Annotated in this window: 18 protein-coding genes, 1 pseudogene and 1 riboswitch; of the genes and pseudogenes, 8 read left to right on the top strand and 11 right to left on the bottom strand. The window is 54.0% G+C overall.

What is annotated here, in order from left to right:
• Nucleotides 1-5: 5 nt before the first annotated feature.
• The 3 genes from ACMHXH_RS14790 to ACMHXH_RS14780 all read left to right on the top strand — a co-directional run bounded on the left by ACMHXH_RS14790 (nucleotide 6) and on the right by ACMHXH_RS14780 (nucleotide 8950).
• The gene (locus tag ACMHXH_RS14790) at nucleotides 6-4448 is read left to right on the top strand and encodes an EAL domain-containing protein (RefSeq protein WP_335911725.1); all 4443 of its coding nucleotides are present in this window, start codon (nucleotides 6-8) and stop codon (nucleotides 4446-4448) included.
• An 88-nt stretch (nucleotides 4449-4536) separates the two neighbouring features.
• Nucleotides 4537-6753: a patatin-like phospholipase family protein gene (locus ACMHXH_RS14785; RefSeq protein WP_039033566.1), complete on the top strand. Its 2217-nt coding sequence runs from the start codon at nucleotides 4537-4539 to the stop codon at nucleotides 6751-6753.
• A gap of 142 nt (nucleotides 6754-6895) precedes the next feature.
• Nucleotides 6896-8950: a M13 family metallopeptidase gene (locus ACMHXH_RS14780; protein WP_039033565.1), complete on the top strand. Its 2055-nt coding sequence runs from the start codon at nucleotides 6896-6898 to the stop codon at nucleotides 8948-8950.
• A gap of 58 nt (nucleotides 8951-9008) precedes the next feature.
• Here ACMHXH_RS14780 and hxpB read toward each other — a convergent pair whose 3' ends face one another.
• Entirely contained in the window at nucleotides 9009-9671 is a 663-nt protein-coding gene (hxpB, locus tag ACMHXH_RS14775; protein WP_319619026.1) for a hexitol phosphatase HxpB, read from the bottom strand.
• Between the two features lie 392 nt (nucleotides 9672-10063).
• Here hxpB and acnB point away from each other — a divergent pair, with 392 nt between their 5' ends.
• The gene (gene acnB / locus ACMHXH_RS14770; RefSeq protein ID WP_226685061.1) at nucleotides 10064-12661 is read left to right on the top strand and encodes a bifunctional aconitate hydratase 2/2-methylisocitrate dehydratase; all 2598 of its coding nucleotides are present in this window, start codon (nucleotides 10064-10066) and stop codon (nucleotides 12659-12661) included.
• A 435-nt stretch (nucleotides 12662-13096) separates the two neighbouring features.
• Here the strand turns inward: acnB and yjgA are convergent, their stop codons facing one another.
• Complete coding sequence (gene yjgA, locus ACMHXH_RS14765) at nucleotides 13097-13630, bottom strand: ribosome biogenesis factor YjgA (RefSeq protein ID WP_319619025.1); 534 nt, start codon at nucleotides 13628-13630, stop codon at nucleotides 13097-13099.
• A 148-nt stretch (nucleotides 13631-13778) separates the two neighbouring features.
• Here yjgA and pmbA point away from each other — a divergent pair, with 148 nt between their 5' ends.
• Nucleotides 13779-15122 (top strand): metalloprotease PmbA, encoded by a 1344-nt coding sequence (pmbA, locus tag ACMHXH_RS14760; protein ID WP_144361849.1) that lies wholly within the window; start codon nucleotides 13779-13781, stop codon nucleotides 15120-15122.
• 96 nt (nucleotides 15123-15218) lie between these two features.
• On the opposite strand, the gene ACMHXH_RS14755 is transcribed toward pmbA, so the two are convergent.
• Nucleotides 15219-15566: a hypothetical protein gene (locus ACMHXH_RS14755; RefSeq protein ID WP_071476778.1), complete on the bottom strand. Its 348-nt coding sequence runs from the start codon at nucleotides 15564-15566 to the stop codon at nucleotides 15219-15221.
• Between the two features lie 91 nt (nucleotides 15567-15657).
• Entirely contained in the window at nucleotides 15658-16512 is an 855-nt protein-coding gene (locus ACMHXH_RS14750) for a substrate-binding periplasmic protein (RefSeq protein WP_319619024.1), read from the bottom strand.
• Between the two features lie 186 nt (nucleotides 16513-16698).
• On the opposite strand from ACMHXH_RS14750, the gene ACMHXH_RS14745 reads away from it, so the two are divergent.
• The gene (locus ACMHXH_RS14745; RefSeq protein WP_039033559.1) at nucleotides 16699-16923 is read left to right on the top strand and encodes a ribosome alternative rescue factor ArfA; all 225 of its coding nucleotides are present in this window, start codon (nucleotides 16699-16701) and stop codon (nucleotides 16921-16923) included.
• Nucleotides 16924-16960: 37 nt separating this feature from the next.
• On the opposite strand, the gene rimO is transcribed toward ACMHXH_RS14745, so the two are convergent.
• On the bottom strand, nucleotides 16961-18385 hold the full coding sequence (gene rimO / locus ACMHXH_RS14740; RefSeq protein ID WP_039033558.1) for a 30S ribosomal protein S12 methylthiotransferase RimO: 1425 nt from the start codon (nucleotides 18383-18385) through the stop codon (nucleotides 16961-16963).
• A 235-nt stretch (nucleotides 18386-18620) separates the two neighbouring features.
• Between rimO and ACMHXH_RS14735 the strand changes: the two genes are divergently transcribed.
• Nucleotides 18621-19328, top strand: a complete 708-nt coding sequence (locus ACMHXH_RS14735; RefSeq protein WP_071476799.1) for an oxidative stress defense protein — start codon at nucleotides 18621-18623, stop codon at nucleotides 19326-19328.
• Nucleotides 19329-19534: 206 nt separating this feature from the next.
• Nucleotides 19535-19706: riboswitch (Lysine riboswitch) on the top strand.
• Nucleotides 19707-19788: 82 nt separating this feature from the next.
• Nucleotides 19789-21369 (top strand): Na+/H+ antiporter NhaC family protein, encoded by a 1581-nt coding sequence (locus tag ACMHXH_RS14730; RefSeq protein ID WP_039033557.1) that lies wholly within the window; start codon nucleotides 19789-19791, stop codon nucleotides 21367-21369.
• 84 nt (nucleotides 21370-21453) lie between these two features.
• Here the strand turns inward: ACMHXH_RS14730 and ACMHXH_RS14725 are convergent, their stop codons facing one another.
• The 6 genes and pseudogenes from ACMHXH_RS14725 to ureE all read right to left on the bottom strand — a co-directional run bounded on the left by ACMHXH_RS14725 (nucleotide 21454) and on the right by ureE (nucleotide 25782).
• Nucleotides 21454-22584, bottom strand: coding sequence for an HlyD family secretion protein (locus ACMHXH_RS14725; protein WP_071476781.1), 1131 nt, complete (start codon nucleotides 22582-22584; stop codon nucleotides 21454-21456).
• A gap of 299 nt (nucleotides 22585-22883) precedes the next feature.
• Nucleotides 22884-23118: pseudogene (locus tag ACMHXH_RS14720) on the bottom strand (DUF3302 domain-containing protein); the annotation flags it as partial.
• A 122-nt stretch (nucleotides 23119-23240) separates the two neighbouring features.
• Nucleotides 23241-23753: a GNAT family N-acetyltransferase gene (locus ACMHXH_RS14715; protein WP_234501426.1), complete on the bottom strand. Its 513-nt coding sequence runs from the start codon at nucleotides 23751-23753 to the stop codon at nucleotides 23241-23243.
• A gap of 112 nt (nucleotides 23754-23865) precedes the next feature.
• Entirely contained in the window at nucleotides 23866-24486 is a 621-nt protein-coding gene (gene ureG / locus ACMHXH_RS14710; protein ID WP_039033554.1) for an urease accessory protein UreG, read from the bottom strand.
• 8 nt (nucleotides 24487-24494) lie between these two features.
• Nucleotides 24495-25274 carry an urease accessory protein UreF gene (locus tag ACMHXH_RS14705; RefSeq protein WP_413738219.1) on the bottom strand — a complete coding sequence of 260 codons (780 nt, stop codon included), beginning with the start codon at nucleotides 25272-25274 and terminating at the stop codon, nucleotides 24495-24497.
• Nucleotides 25228-25782 carry an urease accessory protein UreE gene (ureE, locus tag ACMHXH_RS14700; protein ID WP_335911733.1) on the bottom strand — a complete coding sequence of 185 codons (555 nt, stop codon included), beginning with the start codon at nucleotides 25780-25782 and terminating at the stop codon, nucleotides 25228-25230. The genes ACMHXH_RS14705 and ureE overlap by 47 nt, the downstream gene beginning before the upstream one ends.
• Nucleotides 25783-25805: the final 23 nt, after the last annotated feature.

The raw sequence follows: 25805 nt of genomic DNA, 5'->3' as shown, positions 1-25805 counted from the left end.
AACCGATGATAAGAAAACTAATAACAGTAGCTATTGCTATACTGCTCAGCCTTTTTTTCGGGGCAGCATCGGCAGATGCCGATGAGTTGGTTAAAAGGGTATTTTCTTCCAGGGATGGTTTGATCAACACCAGTATTCTCGACATCAGCATTGATGAGCGGGGATTTATCTGGCTCTCCACCGAACAGGGACTGTATCGCCTCAGCAACGCCAATATCCGCCGTTTGGACCGCGATGGTCTGGAATCGCGGATGGCTGATGAGTATCTGTCTCTGGTCAAGTCTCTTGGGCAACAGCAGATGCTGGTCAGTACACTGTCTCATGCCTATCTCTACCATATAGCCGATAATCGTTTCCGTCAGTTTGGCAGTGATGAGCTGTTTCCCGAGTATCAGGGCGGCGGTTTAATGAAGAGCTTGCAATCGGCGGCCGGTGACTGGCTGTTGTTAACCGAAAAAGGCCAGGTTTGGCGCTTGAGTCAGGATCTACAGCAGCTGCAGAAACTGTTTGACCTACCCTACGATAGTGACCTGCTATGGAGTCAAATTTTGCAGCTTGAGAACGGCAACTTGCTGCTGGGTAACGCCTATGGTGTGGAGCTAAGGTCACAAAATGGCAGCGTCAAACAACGCTTGTCATGGCAGGGTAGTTATGGTCGCCTCAATGCCTTATTTCTGGACAGTAACAAACAGATTTGGATGGCCGCCAGCAAAGGCTTCTATCGGGTGAACCTTGAAAGCAACCGCATAGAGCCAGTGGCCGAGATTCCTTTTTTCACCAGTGTGATCACTGAAGATCTCAAGGGTAACCTGTGGATTGCCAGTAAGCAGGGGTTGCTGAAATGGTCCCCGAGCAGCCGCAAATTAAAACAGTATAAAGAGCAGTTGAAGCTCAAGGCCGGTATTGAATATATCAATGCTCTGCAGGTGGACAGCAATGGTTTAATCTGGGTTGGCGGCACTGGGCATTCATTGGCAGTGGTAGCCGACTCACCGGAATTTATTCTGGATAGTTTCAGCGCTTCTGAGCCTTATAAGCTCAGTGATTCCATGGTGTGGGCGATACTGGCCGACGCTGAGATGCTGTGGCTGGGAACCGACTCGGGATTGTTGGCCGTCAATCGAAATACCCAACAGAGCCAAACTACGCTTCCCAAAGGGATGGAGGTCAATGACAGCATCTACAAGATAGATAATTTGGACCAAGATCACCTGTTGTTATCGACTACCAATGGCTTATTTGTGATGAATAAGCAGACCCTGGAAGGGCAGCCTTTGGGGGATTGGAACGGCAGCGGACAGTCTCTGAGTCACAAGACGGTGATCACGGCTTTGAATGAGGGCAACCTCTGGTGGTTTGCGACCAGCAGCGGTTTGTATGAGTGGGATCAGACTCAGGGCAAGATAGAGAAAAAAACTTTGCCGGATACAGAGTCCAGCGGCAATAATCCTGCGATTTATGGAGTCTATCGCGATAGTCGACAGCGCTTGTGGATCGGTGGCAATAAATCCTTCGGTTACTTGGAGCAGGGCGGCGGTTTTCGTTCATTGGCGTCGGTATTTGATGACTTGCCGCATATGCCGACCGTGAGCCAGTGGTTGGAATTGAGCCCGGATCGTTTCTGGTTGGCCACCCGCCAGGGAGGCTTGATAGAGCTGGACTTGCAGACCATGAAGATTCGCCGTTTGACGCAAGAATGGCAATTGGACTGTAACACAGTATTTTTTCTGCAGGATAGCGGCGACTATCGAGTTGTGGGATGCAGTTATGTGCTGATCCGTCAGGAAAAGAGTAGTGGTGAAATCAAGGTATTCAATAATGATGACGGTTTGTTGGGGGAGGAACTCAACGAAGGGGCATACTTCTATCAGCCGCAGCAGGGCCTCTATGTAGGTACGCCGGATGGGGTGATACTGTTGGACGTTGCCGGCATGGTTAATCGTGTTCCAAAGCACGGCGCCATTCTCGAGTCGATTGCGGTTTATTATGACAATAAAACAGAGCTGAGTTTGGTACCTACGCCTGAACAACTGATAGCTCCCGGAGCCAGAATGCTGAGTTTTCAACTGAGCAGTATGGATTATCTGGATGATGCTCCTATCAGCCTAAAGTACCGTTTACGACGTCCCGGTGAAGATGAGCTTAACTATTTACTGTTGGAAAATCAGTCGCAAATTAATCTTTCCGGATTAACTCCCGGCGCTTACCAATTGGAAGTGATCAGTCAAAACAACGGTATCTGGCAGTCGGAGCCCTTCCGTTTTCCCTTTACCGTTGACCAGTTCTGGTGGCAGAGTCAGTGGTTCAAGGGGTTGTTGTTAATCATTATATTGGCAACGATTTTCAGTATCGTGCTGTTGCGTCAGCGTCAGGTGCAACGTTTTATGACCATGAACCTAGCGCTGCGCCAGAGTGATGACAGGTTGAGGCAATCGCTCAGGGGTAGTGAATCGGATCTCTGGGAATGGCGCCGTGATACCGGCCAGTTTCATCTGGATAATCGCGGCGGTGTGCTGGGCAGTGCTGAAGACTTTATTCTTATCGGAATAGATAAGTTGCCGGTGCATCCAGATGACCAGACAGCTGCGCTGGATGAATGGAACAAGATGGTCGAAGGTGACAGCGATAGATTCGAGTCCGAATACCGTTATCGACTCCGAGACGGCAGTTGGGGCTGGCTCAGGGTGCGCGGCAGGCCAGTCAGCCATGACCCGGTTTCCGGCAAGGTGCTCAAGGCTGCCGGGATTTACTCCGACATCACCATCAAGCGGCAACTGGAAGAGGAGGTTGAGCTGCTGGCGCAGGCATTTGAAAACACCTCAGAAGGGGTGTTTATTCTGGATGCCGATGAGGTCATCAAGGTCGCCAACAGGGCGGCAGAGTCGATAGTAGGTCAGGATAGGCAGAGTCTGCAGGGACGGCACTTCGGCGAGTTGGTGGTCAGTGAAAACTTCCATAAAGATAAGGTCGCCACTTTACTGCAAGGGATAGATTCCTGGACCGGCGAGCTGGAAATTGTGGGTGTGGCCGGGTCGCGCTGTCCTGTGTGGCTCAATATTTCCCTGATGCAGGATCGCAAGGATAGGGTGCAACACTATGTGGTGGTGTTTTCCGATATCACTGAGCGCAAACGCACCGAGGCGGATCTGCGCCGCCTGGCGAACTATGACGTGCTGACCGGTTTGCCGAACAGATCGCTGTTTGCCAACCGTTTGCAACAGGCAATTGAAGGGGCCAAAGATCAGCAACATAAGCTGGCCTTGCTGTTTTTGGATCTGGACAGGTTCAAGCATGTCAACGACTCCTACGGCCACAGCATGGGAGATGCGCTGCTGATAGAGGCCGCCAATAGGCTGCAGTCAGTGATGGGGCCGGAGCAGGTTTTGTGTAGGTTTGGCGGTGATGAGTTTGTGATCCTGGTACAGGATGCCGAGATAGATAAGCTCAATCGCCTCAGTGAGCGCCTGTTGGCGCAGATAGCTCAGCCGTTTGAACTCTATGGGCGGGAGTTTTTTATTTCTACCAGTATCGGCATCAGTATCTGGCCCGACGATGCCAGGCAACCAGAGATGCTGATCAAGAATGCCGATCAAGCCATGTATCACGCCAAGGAAGAGGGCAGGGGGAATTTCCAATACTATTCCAGTGAGCGTAATGCAGAAGCTTTGTACCATCTACGTTTGGAAGCCGATTTACGCCACGCCATAGAGCAGGGCGAGTTTGAGCTCTATTACCAGGGCCAGTTTGATGTAAAACAGCAGCAAAAGTTTATCGGTATGGAAGCTTTGCTGCGTTGGCATCATCCGAGCGAAGGTTTTGTTCGGCCGGATATTTTCATCAAGGTGGCTGAGTCCTGTGGTTTGATAATTGCTATCGACCGTTGGGTGCTGCGCCAAGCTTGTGAGGATGGTGCCCGTTGGAGCAAGAGTGCGGCGGAGCCGTTCAAGTTGTCGGTAAATGTCAGCGCAGTGCATTTCCGTCACCCGGAATTTATCAGTGGTGTGCTCGATATCCTTGAAGAAACCGGAATGCCGGCCCAGTATTTGGCGCTGGAAATCACCGAAGGGGTGTTGATGAAAGAGCTGCAGCTTGCCCGCCAGCATTTGAGACAGCTGAGGGCCCACGGCATAGAGGTGGCCATTGATGACTTTGGCACCGGCTACTCGTCGCTGGCTTATTTGCGCCACTTTGAAGTGAATACCCTGAAAATTGATCGCTCCTTCCTCAAAGATATTGCCGGCAACAGTGCCGATCAGGCGATTGTCAGCAGTATTGTCGAGCTGGCCCGTAACCTCAAACTCAAGGTGGTAGCCGAAGGGGTGGAAACCCGGGAACAGCTGCAACAGGTCACTCACAGAGGCTGTCATATCATTCAGGGTTACTACTTTGCCAAGCCTGTACCTGCTGGTGAACTGGCATCCTGGTTTTACGAAATGTGCGATTTATGATCTTTGTTTATACCCTATTGGAACTTTCTCTTTACTGTAAATTCTTTGTTAGAATATACCGACTCTAATTCTGGAACTCTTGCTAGGTATGAAACCCTCTCTGCGCTTACTGGTTTTGATTGGCACTCTGTTGAGTGTGGCTGCGGTGGCGGCCGAACGTCCTAAGGTAGGCCTGGTACTCAGTGGCGGCGGTGCCAAGGGTGCTGCGCATGTTGGGGTACTCAAGATGCTCGAGGCCAACAATATTCCTGTCGATTATGTTGCCGGTACCAGCATAGGCGCCTATGTCGGTGGCCTCTATGCGCTTGGCTACAGCGCCACAGAAATTGAAACCATTATGATGAATGAGGACTGGTCCAAGGGGTACTCGGACACCATCCCGCGCCAGGCCATGAGTTACCGCGATAAGCAACAAAGAGATAAGTACAATATTCCGCTTAACCTTGGTATCCGTGATGGTGAAGTACAGTCGCCCAGTGGCGTACTTCTTGGGCAAACCATGTCGCAACTATATCGTAACACCACAGATCTGGTGCGTGAATTCAACAGTTTCAATGAACTCTCCATTCCTTATCGGGCGGTGGCGACAGATTTGGAAACCAGTCTGCCGGTAGTGATCAGCAGTGGCAGCCTGGTGCAGGCGATGCAGGCCTCAGCCACAGTGCCGGGAGCGCTGCAACCAGCTGAAATCGATGGTAAGTTGCTGGTGGATGGTGGTATTGCCAACAATATGCCGGTGGATGTGGTCAAGGCCATGGGCGCCGATGTCATTATCGCCGTCGATATAGGTTCGCCTTTGGTGAAAAGGGAGAAGCTTAACGGCACCTTAGCGGTATTGGATCAGTTGTCTACCATGCTGACCAACGCCAGCACAGAGCGGCAAAAGGCCTTGTTGACCAAGGACGATATCCTGATCCGCCCGGCTATCGACAACCTCAGCACCACAGATTTCGCCGATATGCCCAAGGCGCTGGAAGCCGGGGTGACAGCTGCCGTACGGTACACCGACAGATTGAGCCAGTTGGCCGTGTCTCCTGAGGAATACCGCGCTTATGTCCGGCAAAAACGCGACGCCAGTCGTGATTGGTTGGATAACTTGGATCGCCCGGTTACCCGGATAGTTTTCGATAACAGGTCCAAGGTCAGCGACTCACTGCTGGGTGATACTCTGGGTATCGAATTGGGTGACAGAGTTACCAAACAGCAACTGGACGAGAGTATTGCGCGGTTATACTCACTGAATAAGTTTGAACGTGTCAGTGCCGAGTTTCAGGATACTGATGAGGGCCGAGTGTTAACCGTAACCACCAAGGCCAAGTCCTGGGGACCCAACTATTTCCAATTTGGCTTGAATTGGGAGGACGATTTCTCACTGGACTCGGCGGTGGCCCTGGATGGCGCCGTGATTATGACTGACTTGACCGAAAACGGTGGTGAATGGCGCAATGAAGTGAAGATGGGCTTCGAGAAGCTGCTCGGTACCGAATTTTACCAGCCTCTGGACAGAGATCAGCAGTTCTATGCCCGCGCCCGATATCAGTATGAGATCAAAGGTTGGGATGTGTTTGATGCCAACAAGCTTTACTTCGAGCTGGATCGCAAGAGTCACAGAATTGACCTGGGTTTGGGGTACAACTATGTCAAGCAGGGCCGGATTGAGCTGGGGCTGACAGGTGAGTCGGGAGTGGTCTCCAACGAGGCGTTCTTCGATGATCTCAAGTTCAACACCTATGGCGCCTATTTGAAGTTCGGCTACGATACCCTGGACAGCATAAGTTTCCCCACCTCGGGTAACCGCATCACTCTGAATATCTACCTGCGTAATGAGGAGTATGAAGATGGGGTATTCAAGACGGATGCTGAACGCTCGCTGCAGATAGAGGCCGACTGGAAAGGGGTTGTCAGTGTTGGCAGCCACTCTTTTGTGGGTAAGGCATCCTATGCAAACGTGGATAAAGACGGCAATTTTACTCTTTATGTATCGGACCTCGGCGGTTTCCTTAATCTCTCCGGCTACCACAAGAACTCTATCGCCGGCGCCCAGAAGGTGTTCGGTGCCTTCATCTATCAGTACGATCTCGGTCGTGATGCGCTGGGGATGAAGGACTTTCCGCTTTACCTGGGAGCCAGTTTGGAGGCGGGGAATGTCTGGAGCCTGGATGAGCATGTGATGTTCAACGATCTCATCTATTCCAGCAGCTTGTATCTGGGGACTGAGACCCAACTGGGCCCTGCGGCGCTCGGCTTTGGTTTCAGTGATAACGGTGAGAAGGCGGTTTACCTGTTTCTCGGCAAAAACTTCTAAGGCTTATTGTTGACCTGGTCTGTGGTGTTCATAGTTATTTACAAAAATCCACTACAGACTGGTCACAGGGAGTGCTAAGGTTTAAAGCCGGTATCTTTGTAACAATATAACTATCTGAACAATCACAAATTCGGGGAAGAAAATGAGCAAAATAAGCACCCTGGCATTGGGCATCGCCCTCAGCCTTGGTCTGGCTTCCTGTGCCAGCCAGCAAGCGCCGCAGTCGCAAGCAGAAGTCAAGAAAGTCTCTGGCATTGAGCTGGAGAACTTTGACCATCAAGTTCGTCATCAGGACGATTTCTACTACAGCGTCAACGGTAAGTGGTTGGCCACTACGCCAATTCCAGCCGACAAATCCAACTATGGTGCTTTCTCTGTTCTTTACGAAGAAAGCCAGGCGGCCCTGAAGCAGATTATCGAAGAAGCCGCCGCCAAGCCCAATAAGGCCGAAGGTTCAGTGGAGCAGAAGATAGGCGATTTCTATGCCGCCTATATGGATACCACTCTGACTGACCAACTGGGGATTGCGCCGCTCAAGGGACAACTGGCCGATATCGCCAAAACCGCCAGTCACGCCGATGTTGCCGCGCTGATGGGCAAACTGTTGACCGATGGCTCCGGCATCCCCTTTGGTTTTTACGTCAACAACGATGCCAAGAATTCCAGCCAGTACGGGGTTTACCTGTACCAGAGCGGCCTGACACTGCCAGATCGTGATTACTACCTCAAGGACGATCCCAAGTTTGTCGCCAACCGCGAAGCGATGCGTGAGTATGTCCGCAATCTGATGAGCGCCGCCGGTTACCCGCACGCCGATGCCGCCGCAGCCAATGTCGCCAACATTGAACTCTTTATCGCCCAGAGCCAGTGGAGCCGGGTCGAGTCCCGTGATGCCAACAAGGCCTACAACAAGATGAGCCTGAAAGAGCTGCAGCAGTTGATGGGCGGCTTTGACTTTGACGGTTTCGCCAAGGCGGCCGGTCTCAGCGGCAAGACTCAGGACGTGATAGTGCGTCAACCTTCCTACTTTGAGAAGCTGGGCGCCGAGTTTGGTAAGTTCCCTGTATCAGCCTGGCAAGACTACCTGGCATTCCATCTGGTGGACTCCTACGCTGGCTTGCTGAGCCAGCAGTTTGTCGATCTGCACTTTGATTTCCACAGCAAAACCTTGATGGGCATTCAGGAGCAAAAACCACGCTGGAAGCGAGCTGTCGATGGCGCCGACCAAGTGATTGGTGAGCTGGTGGGTAAAGAATATGTTGCCCGTCACTTCCAACCTGAGGCCAAGGCGCGGATGGAGTCGATGATCAAGAACTTGATCAAGGGTTTTGAAGTCAGCATCGATGAGCTGGAGTGGATGACACCCGAGACCAAGAAAGCGGCTCAGGAAAAACTGTCCAAGTTTACCTACAAGATAGGTTATCCGGACAAGTGGAAGGACTACAGCAATCTGGAGATCAAGGCCGACGATCTGGTGGGTAACTACCAGCGTTATGCCCGCTTCGAATATCAGGACATGCTGGCTAAGCTGGGCAAGCCAATCGATCGCACTGAGTGGCACATGACACCGCAAACGGTGAACGCCTACTACAACTCAGTGATGAACGAAATCGTGTTCCCGGCCGCCATTCTGCAGCCGCCTTTCTTCAACATGGAAGCCGATGACGCGGTGAACTATGGTGGCATAGGCGCGGTGATTGGCCACGAGATCAGCCATGGTTTTGATGATCAGGGCGCCAAGTATGATGGCGACGGTAACCTGCGCAACTGGTGGACAGACAAAGACCGCGAAGAGTTCCAGAAGCGCGGCGCGCAGCTGTCTGCCCAGTACAGCCAGTTTGAAGCTCTGCCTGGCAAGTTCGTCAACGGTGACCTGACTCTGGGTGAGAACATAGGCGATCTGGGGGGCTTGACCGTTGCCCTGCGCTCTTATCACCTGAGCCTCGACGGTAAAGAAGCGCCGGTAATGGATGGCCTGACCGGCGATCAGCGTTTCTTCGTCGGTTGGTCACAGGTGTGGCGCCGCAACTACCGTGACGAGGAGCTGGGACGTCGTCTGCTGACTGACCCGCATTCACCCAGCCACTACCGCGCCATGGGCACTCCCCGCAACGTGGAAGGTTTCTACAAGGCCTTTGACCTCAAGCCGACTGACAAGATGTATCTGTCGGAAGAGGACAGAGTGAAGATCTGGTAACACGGATTATCCAGAAAACAGAGCCAGGCAGATGCCTGGCTCTGTTGTATCTGGCGGTTTACAAGGTATCAAGCAGTGCCGGCAGGGCTTCCAGGCTATCACGCTGATAATGGGCCGCGGCCCAGCGAGGATCCTGGCGCTGCTCGGCTGCCGGGACTATCAAGGTCTGCATATTGGCGGCGCGAGCGGCTATCAGGCCGTTGAAAGAGTCTTCCACCGCCAGGCAGCGGCTTGGTGGCAGTGCCAGTTTGGCGGCGCAGGAGAGATACACCTCTGGGTGGGGTTTACCGAGCGGAAAATCCTGAGCCGATTGTATTGCATCGAAGGCTTCTGTGATGGCGAGTTTGTCAAGCACGGCATCGATAATATCCCAGGAGGAAGAGGTGGCCAGGCCCACTTTCAGGCCTCGACTGCGACAGGCGCTTAGGGCATCGACAACACCGCGCATGGGCTTGCCATCGCGGCGGATATAGGCGATGACTGCAGCTATGATTTGATCGGCGATATATTGAGGTTCTACTTTGACCTCGGGAAAGCGCTGTAACCAGAAGTCCACCACCTGATCGATTCGCAGACCTGTGGTTTGCTGTATGGCTTCACGGCTGACCGCCATCCCCAACTGCTGAAAAACCTGATACTCGGCTTGCTGCCAGACGGGCTCTGAGTCAATTAATATCCCATCCATATCAAAAATAACGGCCTGTATTGCGGGTGCTTGCATGGAAAAGTCTCAAAAACGGCGCGGATTTGGACGCAGGATAACGAAAAGCGGCCCCGGGATGCAAAATTATCCCGGCAGGGGAGATTAGGAGATGCTTGGCTGAAGGCGTTTGAATTCAATTCGATTACTACAATCTAATTATTTGTATTTAAATGAAAAAATCATTTTTTCAAACTATTGTCTAATTTCCTTTGTTTAATGAGGGGCTTAGTGTGTTGCCGACCTTGGGATTTTGCCACGATTTCTCAGTTGCCTTAGTGTGATCTCATTCATACTTTTGCAAAGCTGTAGTATACTGCAGGCCGGAATTTACGGGTCGATCCTGTGGGGCTGTCAGCTTCATTCATGAAGACGTGCAGTCGTAAGAGCGCCTAACAAAGAGGAATGTTGCCGTGCTAGAAGCATATCGTAAACACGTCGAAGAGCGTGCTGCTGAGGGCGTAGTCCCTAAGCCATTGGATGCACATCAAGTGGCTGAGCTTGTTGAATTAGTGAAAAACCCACCTGCAGGCGAAGAAGAATTTATTCTTAACCTGCTCGAAAATCGTATTCCCCCAGGTGTTGACGAAGCCGCCTATGTTAAGGCCGGTTTCCTGGATGCCGTTGCCAAGGGTGAGGTGAAATCGCCAATCCTGAGCGCCGAGCGTGCGCTGGAACTCTTGGGTACCATGCAGGGCGGTTACAACATCGAACCCCTGATCCGCCAATTGGACAACGAGCAGATGGCCCCGCTGGCGGTCAAGGCTCTGTCCCACACCCTGCTGATGTTCGATGCCTTCCACGATGTGGTTGAGAAGATGAAGGCGGGTAACGCCTATGCCAAGCAAGTGGTTGAGTCCTGGGCCAATGCCGAGTGGTTCCTCAGCCGTCCCAAGCTGGCCGAGAAAATCTCTCTGACCGTATTCAAGGTTACAGGCGAAACCAACACCGACGACTTGTCTCCGGCTCCTGATGCCTGGTCACGTCCCGATATCCCACTGCACGCCTTGGCGATGCTGAAAAACGCCCGCGACGGTATTGAGCCGGATCAGCCAGGCGTAGTAGGCCCAATCAAGAAGATTGAAGAACTCAAGACCAAGGGCTTCCCACTGGTTTATGTGGGCGACGTGGTTGGTACAGGTTCTTCCCGTAAGTCGGCGACCAACTCTGTGCTGTGGTTCATGGGTGATGATATTCCATTCGTGCCCAACAAGCGTGCCGGTGGCTTCTGCCTCGGTGGCAAGATAGCCCCTATCTTCTTCAACACCATGGAAGATGCCGGTGCTCTGCCGATTGAGTTGGATGTGGGCAACATGGAGATGGGCGATGTTATCGACATCTATCCTTATGCCGGCAAAGTGACCCGTCACGATAGCGACGAAGTGATCTCTGAATTCAAACTCAAGACTGATGTGCTGCTGGACGAAGTGCGTGCCGGTGGCCGTATTCCATTGATCATCGGCCGCGGTCTGACCGACAAGGCCCGTGAAGTTTTGGGTCTGGAAGCCTCCGATGTCTTCGTGCGTCCAGGTGACGTTGCCGATACCGGCAAGGGTTACACCCTGGCGCAGAAGATGGTAGGTAAGGCCTGTGGCGTAGAAGGTATCCGTCCCGGCCAATACTGTGAGCCCAAGATGACTTCTGTCGGTTCTCAGGACACTACCGGCCCTATGACACGTGACGAGCTGAAAGACTTGGCCTGTCTCGGTTTCAGCGCAGATTTGACCATGCAGTCTTTCTGTCACACTGCCGCTTATCCCAAGCCTGTTGACGTGAATACGCACCACACTCTGCCTGACTTTATCATGAACCGCGGCGGTGTTTCCCTACGTCCAGGTGACGGTGTTATTCACTCCTGGCTGAACCGCATGCTGCTGCCTGATACCGTAGGTACAGGTGGTGACTCGCACACCCGTTTCCCTATCGGTATCTCTTTCCCAGCCGGTTCCGGCCTGGTGGCTTTTGCCGCCGCGACCGGTGTTATGCCACTGGATATGCCTGAGTCTGTGCTGGTGCGCTTCAAGGGTAAGATGCAGCCTGGTATCACTCTGCGTGATCTGGTGCATGCGATTCCGCACAAGGCCATCGAAATGGGTCTGCTGACCGTTGAGAAGAAGGGCAAGAAGAATATCTTCTCCGGCCGTATTCTCGAAATCGAAGGTCTGGAGCACCTCAAGGTTGAGCAGGCATTCGAACTGTCTGATGCCTCTGCCGAGCGCTCTGCCGCCGGTTGTACCATCAAGCTGGATAAAGATCCTATCATCGAGTACCTGAACTCCAACATAGTCATGCTCAAGTGGATGATTGCCGAAGGCTACGGCGACCGCCGTACCATAGAGCGTCGTATCAAGGGCATGGAAGAGTGGTTGGCTAACCCTGAACTGATGGAAGCCGACAAGGATGCAGAGTATTCAGCGGTTATTGAGATCGATCTGAATGAGATCAAAGAGCCTATTCTGTGTGCACCGAACGATCCCGATGATGCCGTGTTGCTGTCTCAGGTCGCCAACACCCAGATTGATGAAGTGTTTGTCGGTTCCTGTATGACCAACATAGGCCACTTCCGCGCCACGGGTAAGATGCTGGACAAGTTCGCCAAGACGCTGCCGACTCGTCTGTGGATTGCTCCGCCAACCAAGATGGATAAGGACCAGCTGACCGAAGAAGGTTACTACGGTATCTTCGGCCGCGTCGGTGCTCGTATTGAGATCCCGGGTTGTTCTCTGTGTATGGGTAACCAGGCGCGGGTTGCCGATGGTGCGACTGTGGTGTCGACTTCTACCCGTAACTTCCCGAACCGCCTGGGTACGGGTGCCAATGTGTACCTGGCCTCTGCCGAGCTGGCTGCCGTTGCAGCGCTGTTGGGACGTTTGCCAAGCCCTGAAGAGTATCAGGAATATGCCAAGGAATTGGACGCAACAGCGGCCGATACCTACAGATACCTGAACTTCGACCAACTGGAGGCCTACACCAAGAAAGCCGGTGAAGTGATCTTCCAGTCAGCGGTTTAAGTTATTGTATCAATTATCGCAATAACCTAAGTCAGCTCATGGCACTCAATGCCAATAGCTATAGAGGCTTAGCGGTTCCCGGGAGCTGACGTAAAACCCCACTAACTTTGTTAGTGGGGTTTTTTCTATGTTAGCTGAAGCGTTTGGGTGGATGCGAATAGCTCCTCGTGAAACTCTTACTGGAAGAGGGTCAAGCTTACAAAGCGGTTTGCTGCATGTGATCACGCCTTGATTCACATCATGAAGAAGTGGATTAAGCCAATATGGGATAGGGAGTAGGTGATGGGGCAACTCACTGTTCGGTGACAGAGTATCACAGTGATAAACTGGCACCTAAACAGAAGAATATATCGCCGCGCTGACTATATGAGTATTAATGCAGATACATAACATTAAACTCAAGAGCGGCGATTTTATACAGTGCGAATTACGGGATTAGTTTTCCAGTTCGCCGCGTAAATACTTGAACAACTCGGCAGAGGACTTGGACTGAGGCCCCTTGGCCAGCTCCTTATTGGCCTGGCGCACCAGTTGCCTGAGTTTTTGCCTGTCCAGTTGCGGGTGTTCTTCCAGCAGGGACTGCACTTCGGCATCACCACCATTGAGCAAACGGTCACGCAACTTCTCGAATACCTGAGCCTTGGCGGCCGCTTCGTTGTTCTTGTTCAGCACCCGCTCAAGTGAGGTTTGAATCGCCTCAAGATCTTCGTTGCGCATCAGCTTGCCGATAAACTGCAACTGACGACGGAAGGCCTCGGTATTGGGCTTGATGTTCTTGGTTTGCATGATGGCATCAAACAGGGACTCACCCATCTCAATTTTAGCCAACTGACTCTTGCTCAGCGCTGCCAGCTGCTTGCCCAGATCCTGAGCCTCTTCACTGTCGCGTTTGAGCGAGGTCTTGCTGATATAGTCCTCGTCCTCATCATAAGGCTGTTTAAAATGCTCTGAATCGCCAACTATTTTCATAAAGTCTTTCCTCTGATACTGGCGCTGATTGTAGCATTCCCCTTGGCGCTTCGTCTTCTACGGCAGCAAAATTGATCTGTCGTGGTTATGTGAATAAAGCCGGCTTTTGTTATGCTAGGGGCAGTTTAGCCAATTCAAGAGTAAACCTGTGTCTGCAAATTTTATTGATAGTGAACTGAGTGCGTTGAAAGACGCGGTGGCAATGGCGCTGGAGTATGCCAATAGCCTGGGCACCAGTGCTGCCGAGGTGGCCATCAGCAAGCAACAGGGCCTGAGTGTTTCCACTCGCCTCAAGGAGGTGGAAACGGTCGAATTCAACAAGGATGGCGCGCTGGGGATCACCCTGTATCGCGATGGACATAAGGGCAGCTCTTCTACCTCGGATCTGTCGCCGGAGGCGATTCGTCAAGCGGTTAAGGCCGCCGATGGTATCGCCCGCTATACCAGTGAAGACCCTGCCAGCGGTTTGGCCGATCCTGAGTTGATGGCGAAAGATTTTCCCGATCTGGATCTCTATCATCCCCGTCACACCAGCCCGGAAGAGTTGGCCGAGTTGGCCATTCGCGCCGAAACCGCAGCGCTGGACAGAGACCCGAGGATCAAGAATTCCGATGGTGCCAGTGCCAACGCCCACAACAGCGTCAAGGTCTATGGCAACAGCCATGGTTTCCTGCAGGGTTACTGCAGCTCGCGCTACAGCCTCAGCTGTGTGGTGATTGGCGCCGAAGACAACGGCGATATGCAGCGCGACTATGACTATGGTATCAACCGCTGCTTCGACGCCTTGTTGAGCCCGGAGCAGGTGGGGGTTAAGGCTGCCGATAAGACGGTTGCCCGTCTCGGTGCCCGCAAACTGGCAACCGGCAAACTGCCCGTGCTGTTTGCGCCGGAAGTGGCCACAGGTCTGGTGGGACATCTGGTCAGCGCCATCAGTGGCTCAAGCCTGTATCGCAAGTCCAGCTTCCTGCAGGATGCTATCCACACCCGGATTTTCCCCGAATGGTTCAGCATTGCCGAGCAGCCGCATCTCAAAGGCGCTCTGGCCAGTGCCAACTATGACAGCGAAGGGGTTGCGACCCGTGAGCGTGACATAGTCCGTGACGGCATACTGGAGAGTTATCTGCTGACCAGTTACTCGGCGCGCAAGCTGGGACTGGTCAATACCGGCCATGCCGGCGGCATCTATAACTGGACGCTGGCCGATACCGGCCACAGTTTTGATGAATTGGTGCGTTCCATGAGCCGCGGGCTCATAGTCACTGAGGTGATGGGTCAGGGCGTGAATATGGTTACCGGCGACTATTCCCGTGGTGCCGCCGGCTTCTATGTCGAGAATGGCGAAATCCAGTTCCCGGTCGAGGAGATCACCATAGCCGGTAACCTGAAGCAGATGTATCGCTCCATGCAGGCGGTTTCCAGCGACAGGGATCTGCGCTCCAGCATCCGTACCGGGGCAATATTGCTCGATGAGATGAAGATAGCCGGTAACTGAGCCGGGAAATGGCTAAAAACGCTTGTAAAAGCCCGCTGTCAATGCGGGCTTTTTGGCATGTTCATTTTTATCAAAACGTTATGGGCTTATTGGGCATCATGCAGGGTGATATGCTTCCTCACCCGAGTTACTATCCTCAAAGCCGGGTGGCAGATATTGGCTGAGCTCTTTTAAGTTATTGCAGATACTGTGGGCTCTGTGTTCATCCCCTTGATGCAAGATAGTGAACAGATGTTGCAGTGCCATGGCATTGAGATAGTCCCGGTGAACCGGCGGGAAGATTTCGGCATCAATTTTGGCCCGCTGCAGGCGCTTGTTTATCGCTTGTTGACTACTGTTCAGCACCAGTTCCAGCGCGGTTTTCAAGTGCTGTTCCTCTTCGGCCATCAAGTTCATGGCCAAGTCCAACTGTGCCTGTGGCGTTAACGGCTTACGGGAAAACATCTGATTAACTCTTCGCGGCCCAAAACGCCAGTGTACTCCTGGCATGCTGGACTCAGGCTGAACCAGCGTAACTATGAGTCCTTGTTTCAGCTTAGGGAAACCAAGGCGCCGCAGCAGGCTGTGATACTTGCTGCATATAGTCTTGATAACGCCGCTTGGTTTCACCGCTGTTGGCCATTTCAGACAAGGCTTGCTGCAGTGCGTAGGCTATGCTGCCTGACTTTAGTTCCCAAGGGCTGTTGCCAATGGATATCGGTTTGGCGGCAACATAATTGGGATTTACTTCGGCGCTGAAGTAACGGCTATTGCGTGAGAACCCCAGGTGTCCTTGCCGCCTGTTATCGCAACAGTTGGGATGTAGTTTTAGCCCGTGCTGAGGATGATTTTGCAGCCAGTATCTCAGGGTAGATTCATCGTAGATATAGAAATCCCCCTGATGCTGTTTGAGAAAGGTTATCGCCGAATCTGTGCCCATATCCGGTGGTTTGCGCACTATTAATTTGTTCGGTAAACCACCCAGTTGATAGCTACCGGGGGAGATCAGCAGCACCAATTGTTTATCCACCAATTGCTGCAGTGAGGTGATGTCACTCAAGTCGTTGCGGCTGACGCCGATATAGCGTTCAGATAGGCCGTTGACGATGAAATGCGCGTAGTTGTGGCGCTCTTTGGAGAAGGCCAAGCCGGGATAAAAGTCGATACTGCCCTTGGCTATTTCCCGTAGGATACGCTTTTTCGGCGCTCGCACTACCTTGAGACTACAACCTATTCTGGCTGCTGCCTCTTGATAGAGGCTGAGATAGAGGCCGCTGTTATCCGGGGCCTGAGCAATAAAGGGTGGCCGGGCATTGGTGCGATACCCCATGGTTAACTCACAATTTTCTGCGGCAAATACTTGTGTCGCACAAGCGAGCGTCAGCAGTGTCAAACAGAACTTTATGATCACAGAATAACTCCTTCGGGTGGGGCTGACGCAGGCTGAATGATGAGGCGGGTTGATAGCATAGGTAAAATACTCGTGATATTTTCCTGGAGTCGATACTTGGTTGTTTTAATAAAAGAGGATAATATTTGCGCGATTTTTGTCCGGTATGGCCGGGCAAGTCTCATCCAATTGAAATAAGGAGCCGATATGGCCAAACATATTAAGCAGACTGCACAGCTGGAGCATGAATCCGGTCGTGGACAGATCAAAGATAATGCCCTCAAGGCGGTGGTGACCAGTTCACTGTTTCGCTGTCGCAGCGAGAAGCCGAAGAAGGGCAAAGGATCATACAGTCGTAAAGGACGCAATCAAAAGGGGCAACAGGGTGTTGCCCCTTTTGATTTTATGACTCTAATCTTTTCACCCTGCTGACACCTCAATAAAGATTTCTCCAAGGTGTTGGGAGAGTTTATTCCGGCATCTGCACCAGTTCGGCCCACAGATCGTGCTCATCAGAATGAGTGATCAGTGCGCGCACCATGTCCCCTGGGCTTAGTTCCACTTCACCGTTTAAGAATACCATGCCGTCGATTTCAGGCGCATCGGCATAGCAGCGGCCAATGGCGCCTTCCTCGTCCACATCATCGATAAGGACATCCAGCTCACGGCCTACCAGGCGCGCCAGCCGCTCGGCACTGATCTCGGCCTGCACCTGCATGAAACGCTCATAGCGGTCCTGCTTGACCTCTTCACTGATAAGCTCGGCCAAGGTATTGGCCACGGCGCCATCGACTTCCGAGTACTTGAAGCAGCCCACTCGGTCCAGCCTTGCTTCACGCAGGAAGTCCAGCAGGATTTCGAAGTCTTCTTCGGTTTCACCGGGGAAGCCGACGATAAAGGTTGAGCGGATCACCAGATCCGGGCAGATTTCACGCCATTTCTTGATGGCGTCCAACTGGCGGTCGACCCGGCCGGGGCGCTTCATCATCTTGAGCACGCGAGGGCTGGCGTGCTGCAGTGGCAGATCCAGATAGGGCAGGATCAGTCCTTCGGCCATCAGCGGGATCAGCTCATCGACCCAAGGGTAAGGGTAGACATAGTGCAGGCGCACCCACACACCCATCTTGCCCAGGTGGCGGGCCAGGGTAGTGATATCCTGCTTCACCGGCATGCCGTTCCAGAAATCGGTGCGGCCGCCCTTGTCTTTGCCGTAGGCCGAGGTGTCCTGGCTGACGACCAGAATTTCCTGAACGCCACTTTCCACCAGGCGTTTGGCTTCATCCAGCACGCTGCCGACACTGCGGCTGTCCAGATCGCCCCTCAACGCCGGAATGATGCAGAAGGTACAGCGGTTGTCGCAGCCTTCGGAAATCTTCAGGTAGGCATAATGCTTGGGGGTCAGCTTAACGCCGGCTTGTGGGATCAGCGAGGTGAAGGGGTTGTGCTCTGGCTTGGGCACATATTTGTGCACATGGTTCAGTACGGCTTCATAGCTGTGGGGGCCGGTGATCTCCAGTACATCCGGATGCACTTCGCGGATCTGGTTTTCCTTGGCGCCCAGGCAGCCGGTGACTATCACCTTGCCGTTTTCTTCCAGCGCTTCACGCACGGCATCCAGCGACTCTTCCACCGCGGCATCGATAAAGCCACAGGTGTTGACTATTACCAGGTCGGCATTGTCATAGCTGTTGGTAACCTCATAGCCGTCGATGCGCAGTTGGGTGAGGATCCGCTCGGAATCCACCAGGTTTTTGGGGCAGCCCAGGCTGACAAAGCCGATGCGATTGCCGCTGGTTTGGGCCTCGGCAGGGCTGTTTTCCTGTGCCAGAGTCTTGGCCGGAGTGTCCAGAGTCGTGGTCTGCTTGGGATCAAAAATGTCGACTGATTTCTTCAAGAGCTGTTTTCCGCAATGCTAAAGCTGATGGAGCACGCTTGGGTGCCGGTAAAATTGGCGGCGATTATACCTCAGCCATAGAAAAGGTACAGTTGGGCTGGCTAATTTATGTTCTATGTTGCCATCTCGGTTGCCGCTTCAAAACGTCGTTGAAAAATTTTTTGATTTTTTTAACCCTTTTGTCAGCCGGCTGCGTTTCTATGGTCAACGAAAGCGAACTTTTTGGAGAACCAAGATGAAAAAATCTCTGCTGAATCTGGCGCTGATAGGCGCATTGTTACCCGCTACTCTGATGAGCCACTCAGTACTGGCTCAGGATAGACCTCTACTGGAAACCACAGGCGTCAGCCAGATACAGGTTGAGCCCGATATGGCCGAAATCCATGTTGAAGTGTCATTAAGCGAATCTGATGCCAAGGCGGCCAAGGCCGCATCCGACCAGGCGGTGGCCGCTTTTATCGAGCGCCTGCTCAAGGCCGGGGTCGCCAAGGAGTCGATTGCCGCCGCCAATCTGAATCTGCAACCTGAGTATGTTTACCTCAAGGACAAGGCGCCCGAGCTCAAGGGGTATCGCGCCAGTCGCAGTGTGACAGTGTTGGTGAAACAGTTGGATCAGCTCAATCCCATACTGGACTCGGCGTTAATAGGCGGGATCAACAAGGTGAACCAGATCAACCTTAAGTCCAGTAAAGAAGCCGAGATGCGCAAGCAGGCGCGGCAGGCGGCCATTGAAGATGCCAAGCAAAAGGCCAGTGAACTGGCGGCCGGATTCGGCGAGAAACTCGATGGCGTCTGGTCGATTCGTTATTTCGACCAAGGCCCGGTGCGTCCTGTGATGTACAAGGCCGCCATGATGGCCGAAGGCGCTATCAACCAGAGCTATGAGTATGGCCAGGTAACCTTCTCCGACAGGGTCGAGGTCAGCTACAAGCTGCGTGACTGAGGTAAGCATTCGGGTGAGAGCCGTTGGCTCGCTGATGGAGCGAAGCAGTTTTTAACCGTGGCTCGTGAACAAGCGGTGCCGGTATTGCTAGGCCGTGACATGAGTCACTTCCTCTGGGCGTAATGCCCGCCTAGCGGGATATTTACCGCCAGAGGCGCAATCCGGCTTGCTATTGGAGCTGTGATAGTTAGAATGCCAGTCGAATACCTTTGAGTAGAGGCGCGCTGCCTAAAAGTAACCGGGAAGAGGGTGATGCCTTTGAGGCCCGGGGAAAGGAGTCGGCGCCGAAGTAGCCAGGCCATCAAACCTAGCTGCTGGTTCTGTATCTAACAGGTGCAGGACTGCCATAGTCATCCACTATGGAGCGCTACCTGAAGGAGCTGAGAAGTTTCTGCCCTCCTTGGTCTGAGTTTCTTCGATCCTATCGGTAGATCTCCACCTTTCTTGGTGTAAAGAGATCATGAATATCATGCATTTTGCGGACTCTCCCTGGTCCATAGTTCCTCCTCTGCTGGCGGTTGCGCTGGCGATCATCACCCGTAGAGTACTGCTCTCCCTTGGGGTAGGCATAGTCGCCGGCAGCCTGATGTTGCAGCAGTTTTCACCGCTGCAATCGCTGCGCTACCTGTTTGACAGTGTGCTGAAAATCTTCTGGGTCGATGGTGCTCCCAACAGCGATAACCTGAATATGTTGCTGTTTATGCTGCTGCTGGGTGGGCTTATCAGCTTGATGACCGCCTCGGGTGCGACCCGGGCCTTCGCCGAATGGGCCGCCAGGCGCTGCCAGAGCCGCAAGGGCGCCAAGTCGCTCACCGGCTTGATGGTGTTTGCCTTTTTTATTGACGACTTTTTCCACAGCCTGTCGGTGGGGCCCATTTGCCGCCCTGTGACCGACAGATTCCAGATCTCCCGCGCCAAGCTGGCCTATCTGCTGGACTCGACTGCGGCGCCCGTATGCGTATTGATGCCCATTTCTTCCTGGGGAGCCTATATCATCGCCCTGGTGGGCGGCATACTCGTGGCCCATGGGGTGACAGAGCAGAGCCCGATCGCCGCTTTTGTGCAGATGATCCCCATGAACCTCTATGCGGTATTTACCCTGATCATGGTGGTGGTGGTGATCGCTTTCCAACTGGATATTGGGCCGATGCGACAGCATGAGCAGCGGGCGCTCGAAGGTAAGCTCTGGGATGAATCCAAGGGCAGGCCCATAGGATTGGATATGGAAGCCCCGGCCGACAGCCGCGGCGGCATGCTGGATATGGTGTTGCCGATAGTGACACTGACGGCGGCGAGTATCTATTTCATGCTGGACTCAGGGGCTCAGGTATTGGCCGCCAATGGTCAGGCCTTCAGTGTGCTGGGCGCCTTTGAACATACCAATGTGGGCTCATCTTTGGTTTATGGCGCCCTTTGCAGCCTGGCGGTGTCCGGCTTGTTGGCCCTGCGTCTCGGCCTTGGGATATCCACTTGGCTGCGCGCCGCCCCCAGAGGCGTCATGGCCATGTTGCCGGCTATCAATATACTGCTGTTTGCCTGGACCATAGGCGCCGTGGTGCGTGACATGGAAACCGGCAAATATCTCGCTAGCCTGGCTAACGGCAACCTGCCCGCAGGGCTGCTGCCTGTGGTGGTGTTTGTGCTTTCCTGCGCCATGGCCTTTGCCACAGGCACCAGTTGGGGCACTTTCGGTATCATGTTGCCGCTCGCCGGTGATATGGCTGCCGCCAGCGATATCCAGCTCCTGCTGCCCATGTTGTCGGCTGTGCTGGCCGGCGCTGTGTTTGGCGATCACAGTTCGCCCATCTCCAGTACCAGTATTCTGTCGGCCACCGGTGCCGGCTGTCACCATATAGACCACGTACTGACCCAGTTGCCTTATGCCCTGACAGTCGCCTTCGGGGCAGCGCTCGGTTATCTGGCCATGGGGCTGCTGCATTCCACCCTGGCCGGTTTCCTGGTGAGTGCCGCTTGGTTTGCACTCTTCTGCCTCTACCACGCCAGGCGTTTCCAGGCGGCTCCCGAGGCCGCCATCGGCTGAGGCTGAGATGGGATACCAAAACGCCCCGGGAGTTTTTCCGGGGCTTTTTACTCTTGCCAAAGGCTTGCGCGAAGATAAGGAGTCTCAGTGATCCAGATAGAGATAGTTCTGCCAGCTTTTCATCCTTATCAATACCTTACGCATGATTGATACATGCTCAAAGCTGTCGGAATAGATGGCGATCTCCACATTGGTACCCAGTGGCAAATGATACTGACTCAGGTCATCCAGCGGCTTGAGTTTCACCAGAGGTCGGCCGTTGAGGCGAATTTGTGACGAGCCATAGAGCTGCCCCTGCGCCTGCACCTGAGATTCACCTATGGCCGGCAGCACTTCGACCACTTCGGCTTGAAACACTTTGCCCGGCAGAGCGCGGAAGATCAGCTCGGCCTTGAAACCGGGTTTCAGCCGCAGCAGCGAGTTTTGCCTAAAGGCGCCGACAAAGAAGCGCTCCTCCTGATGGACAAAGGTCATCACAGGCCTGAAGGGCATGGGCACCACCATCATTCCCGGTCTCAGGGTCAACTGGGTTACATAACCGTCTGAGGGGGCATGCATGCTGGTTTCCTCCAGATTGAATCTGGCTTTTTCCAACATGGCGGCAATTTCGGCCACTTGGGTGTTTTGCCCCTGATACTCGGCTTCCAGTGCCAGCTTGGCGCGCCGGGCTTCGGCCTCGGCCGCCTCTACTGAGGCCTGGGCGCCGAGATAGTACTGACGACGGTTGTCGACATCGGCACGGGTGAAGGCGCCTTTTTCAAAACCGCTGCGGTAGCGCTCATATTCCAGTTGGGTTCTGTCCCGTTCGGCCTCGGCCTTGATGCGACTGGCCTCGGCGGCCTTATAGGCGGCGTCCAGCCCCAATACCGCCTGTTTAGCCTGCTCCAGGCTGGCCTCCAGCCGGGTGACTTCTGTCTGATAAGGAGTCGGATCGACCCGGAACAGTAACTCGCCCTCTTTCAGCAGTTTATTGGGGGTGACGGGCACTTCTATGACCTTGCCGCGCACCGAGGGGATCAGCGGGGTGGTGACATACATCTGGCTGCCCATGGCGGTATGGGGATGGTTGTAGTTCATCAACAAAATCAAGGTGCCTATCAGCACTACTCCGCCGAGCACGGCGGTGGGCACGCTCCACTTGTTGAGTGGAATGCGGAAAATCTTGAAGATGGCGACACAGATGGCGGTGTAAGTGAGGATAAGCAAGAGATCCATTTATCTGTTCTCCCCATTCTTGTTATTGCTTTGGGTCTGATTATCTGTACCTGGAATGTCGGTCGAGTCTGCTGCCGTATCCAAGCCCATGCCGCTGGTGGGTTTGGGATTGACTGCGGGCTCTTCTGAAGACGTTTGGACTTGGGTTGGGGCTTGGACTTGGGCACTCGACGCTGCAAGGGCCTCTGTGGCGGCATGCTTTTGGGCTTCCAGGGCGGCGACTTTTTCACTCAATAGCTCCAACTGCTGCGCCAGAAGTACGGTTTCATGGTGCAGTGATTGCTGCTCCTGTTGAATTTTGTCAAAGCCCCAGCCCCTGTCCTCGCGCCAGAGCGTGGCCCAGATCCACAGAAACGGCCACAGCACATGCAGGGTAAACAGGCTCACCCAGCCTGCGTAGTGAATGGCGTCCTGATGGGGGTGGTTGCGTTTCTTGGCCAGCTCGTAGGGGATGTCGTGGATCACTATCACCCCGTAGAAGATCACCAGGGCGACAAAGATCAGCAGCCCCAGCGCGATATAATCCAGTGTCATCTAATCGGGTTCCCTTATTGGTAAATACGCTTGAATAAGTGTAGATGGCCGCTGGCGGATTGCCCGGGAATGATGAATTTTTTCAGGGGCATAAGACTAAAATCGACTCGTGCCCGAAAGGGTTAGGGCTCGACAGGTCCCGGCAGCATAAGCTGATAAAACGCCAAATCCAGCCAGCGGCCGAACTTATAGCCCACCTGGGGCAGGGTGCCTGAGTGCTTGAACCCCAACTTCAGGTGCAGGGCAATACTGGCCTGGTTTCCGGCATCTATGGCGCCCACCATGGTGCGCATGCCGCGCTCCCGGGCCTGGGTTATCAAATGCTGCATCAGAAAGCGCGCCACCCCTTTGCCTCTATGCTCCGGGTGCACATACACAGAATGTTCCACCGAGTAGAGGTTGGCTGGATAGCCGCGAAACGGGCCGAAGCTGGCAAATCCCAACAGTTGCCCCTGCTCATCCTCGGCGCCCAGAATTGGCCAGCTGCCTTGTTGTTTGGCGCCGAACCAGTCGCGGATCTGCTGCTTGTTCCTTGGCTGGTATTCATAAAGGGCTGTGGTATGGGCAATGGCATGGTTGAAGATGGCGCGTATCGCTTCGCCATGTTGTTCAAGTTGGCAGTGACACAGATGCATTCCAGGCTCCCAAGGTGGTTTCGCCTGAGTATGCCACAAGCCGGTCGGCGTGCCACCTAATGGACTGGATATCAAAAACAGTGCCTGCCCAGGTGGCAGGCACTGCTCAGGCTCAGTGCTGATCCAGCATGCCTTGGGTGACTATAAAGTCGATGATTTCAGCCACCCCTTGCCCCTGCTTGAGGTTGCTGAACACCCAAGGCTTGTTGGGGCGCATTCTGGCGGTATCTTCGGCCATCACTTCCAGTGAGGCACCGACATAGGGTGCTAAATCTATCTTGTTGATCACCAGTAGATCGGAGCGGGTAATGCCCGGGCCGCCCTTACGGGGGATCTTCTCGCCCTCGGCCACATCTATTACATAGATGGTCAGATCTGCCAGTTCCGGGCTGAAGGTGGCACTGAGGTTGTCGCCACCACTCTCGACAAAGACCAGATCCAGGCCGGGATGGCGCGCCGTCAGTTCTTCCACTGCCGCGAGATTCATAGAGGCGTCTTCGCGAATTGCCGTATGGGGGCAGCCACCGGTTTCCACGCCTATGATGCGGTCGGCGCTCAGGGCCTCGGCGCGGGTGAGAATTTTGGCGTCTTCCTGGGTATAGATATCGTTGGTGACCACGGCCAGGTTGTAGTTGTCACGCATCGCCTTGCACAGGACTTCCAGCAGTGCTGTTTTGCCCGAACCAACGGGGCCGCCAACGCCTATGCGCAAAGGTTGTTTGGTTGTTTGCATATTTTCTCTCATGAACGAAACAGTCGGGTGTATTGGGTTTCATGGCGGGCACTGGCAATGGCCAGCGCCGGGGTATAGCTGCCGATATCGGCCTCGGGCCAGTCTTGCGCCTTTTGCAGCGCCTCGGGGAGCTCGGCGCTCAGTTGCAGCAACAGCTGCTGACCGGCGCTCTGTCCCAGAGGGATCAGCTTGACGCCGGCAGTGACGGCATTTTCGAGCCAGCTCCAGCAATAGGCTTCGCACAGTTCATATGTCGGCAGTTGCCAGTGTTTGGCTGCGAGGGCAAAGGCCGCCAATTGGGTTTGCAGCACCAGTTCCCGCTCCTCGGGCGCAAGTGGGATCCCCAGTTGTGGCAGCAGTTTGGCAAAGGCCTGACCGCGCTGGCGCTCCTCCTGCCTTAGTTCTGCTGTTTCGCGACTGGCCAGCAGTAGGCGGCAATAGTCGCTCGCCGCAGAGATGTGTTCCTGCGCCAGCGCCTGACACAGACGCATCAGCAAGGGCAGCTCCAAGGTGGCCAGGCTGTCTTTAAGTTGGTTTCGCAGCCAGTGTCCCAGGGTGACAGGGTCTTTGACCCAGCCCCGCTCTATGGCCCATTCCAGTCCTTGGGAATAGGTAAAGCCCCCCACAGGCAGAGACGGACTCACCAACTGATAGAGGCGCAAGCGGCCAAGCTCGCCGGGGGCCTTGGTCTGAGGCTCAAGGCACTGCTGCCCATGGGCTGGAACCCGGCCGGGGCTGATTTTAGTGGTCATGGCTGTGGTTGTGAGCATGTTCGTGAGAGTGCCCATGACTATTGCCGTGACTATGAGCGTGACTATTACCGTGACTATTACCGTGACTATTACCGTGACTATGGCCGTGGGCACTGCCACCATAGGCCCCCGCCTCGGGTTGGAACTTGTCCTGGCGATAGCTGACCGTGAGTCCGAGTCCCTTAATCATCTCGTCCAGAACATGATCGTGCAGGTAACAGCATTGGCCTTGGGTTATCTGCAGCGGCACATGACGATTCCCCAGGTGATAGCAGGCACGAGCCAGCAGCAGTGGGTCTGAGCTGCTGACCACAGACAGGCTTTCGGCCTTGGCAAAAACCTTGGCCAACTCGCCCGTTTCTGCCTTGAGAATATCGCCCTCTTTGAGGACAGTACCGCGTGGCAGAAACAACCCGGCTTCGCTGCCGTCACTCAAGGTCACTCTTTGGCGGCTGCGAACCCGTTCATCCATCGACAGCCACAGCTGCAGTGTCGGGGTCTGTTGGCATTCATCGGCTTCCAGGCGTTGACAGAAATGGATCATCTAAACTTGCTCCTCTTGGTTTC

The sequence above is a fragment of the Shewanella sp. BJSY2023SW001 genome (assembly GCF_047314685.1).
GTDB classification, from domain to species: domain Bacteria; phylum Pseudomonadota; class Gammaproteobacteria; order Enterobacterales; family Shewanellaceae; genus Shewanella; species Shewanella indica.
This window is presented reverse-complemented; position numbering and strand designations above follow the sequence as displayed.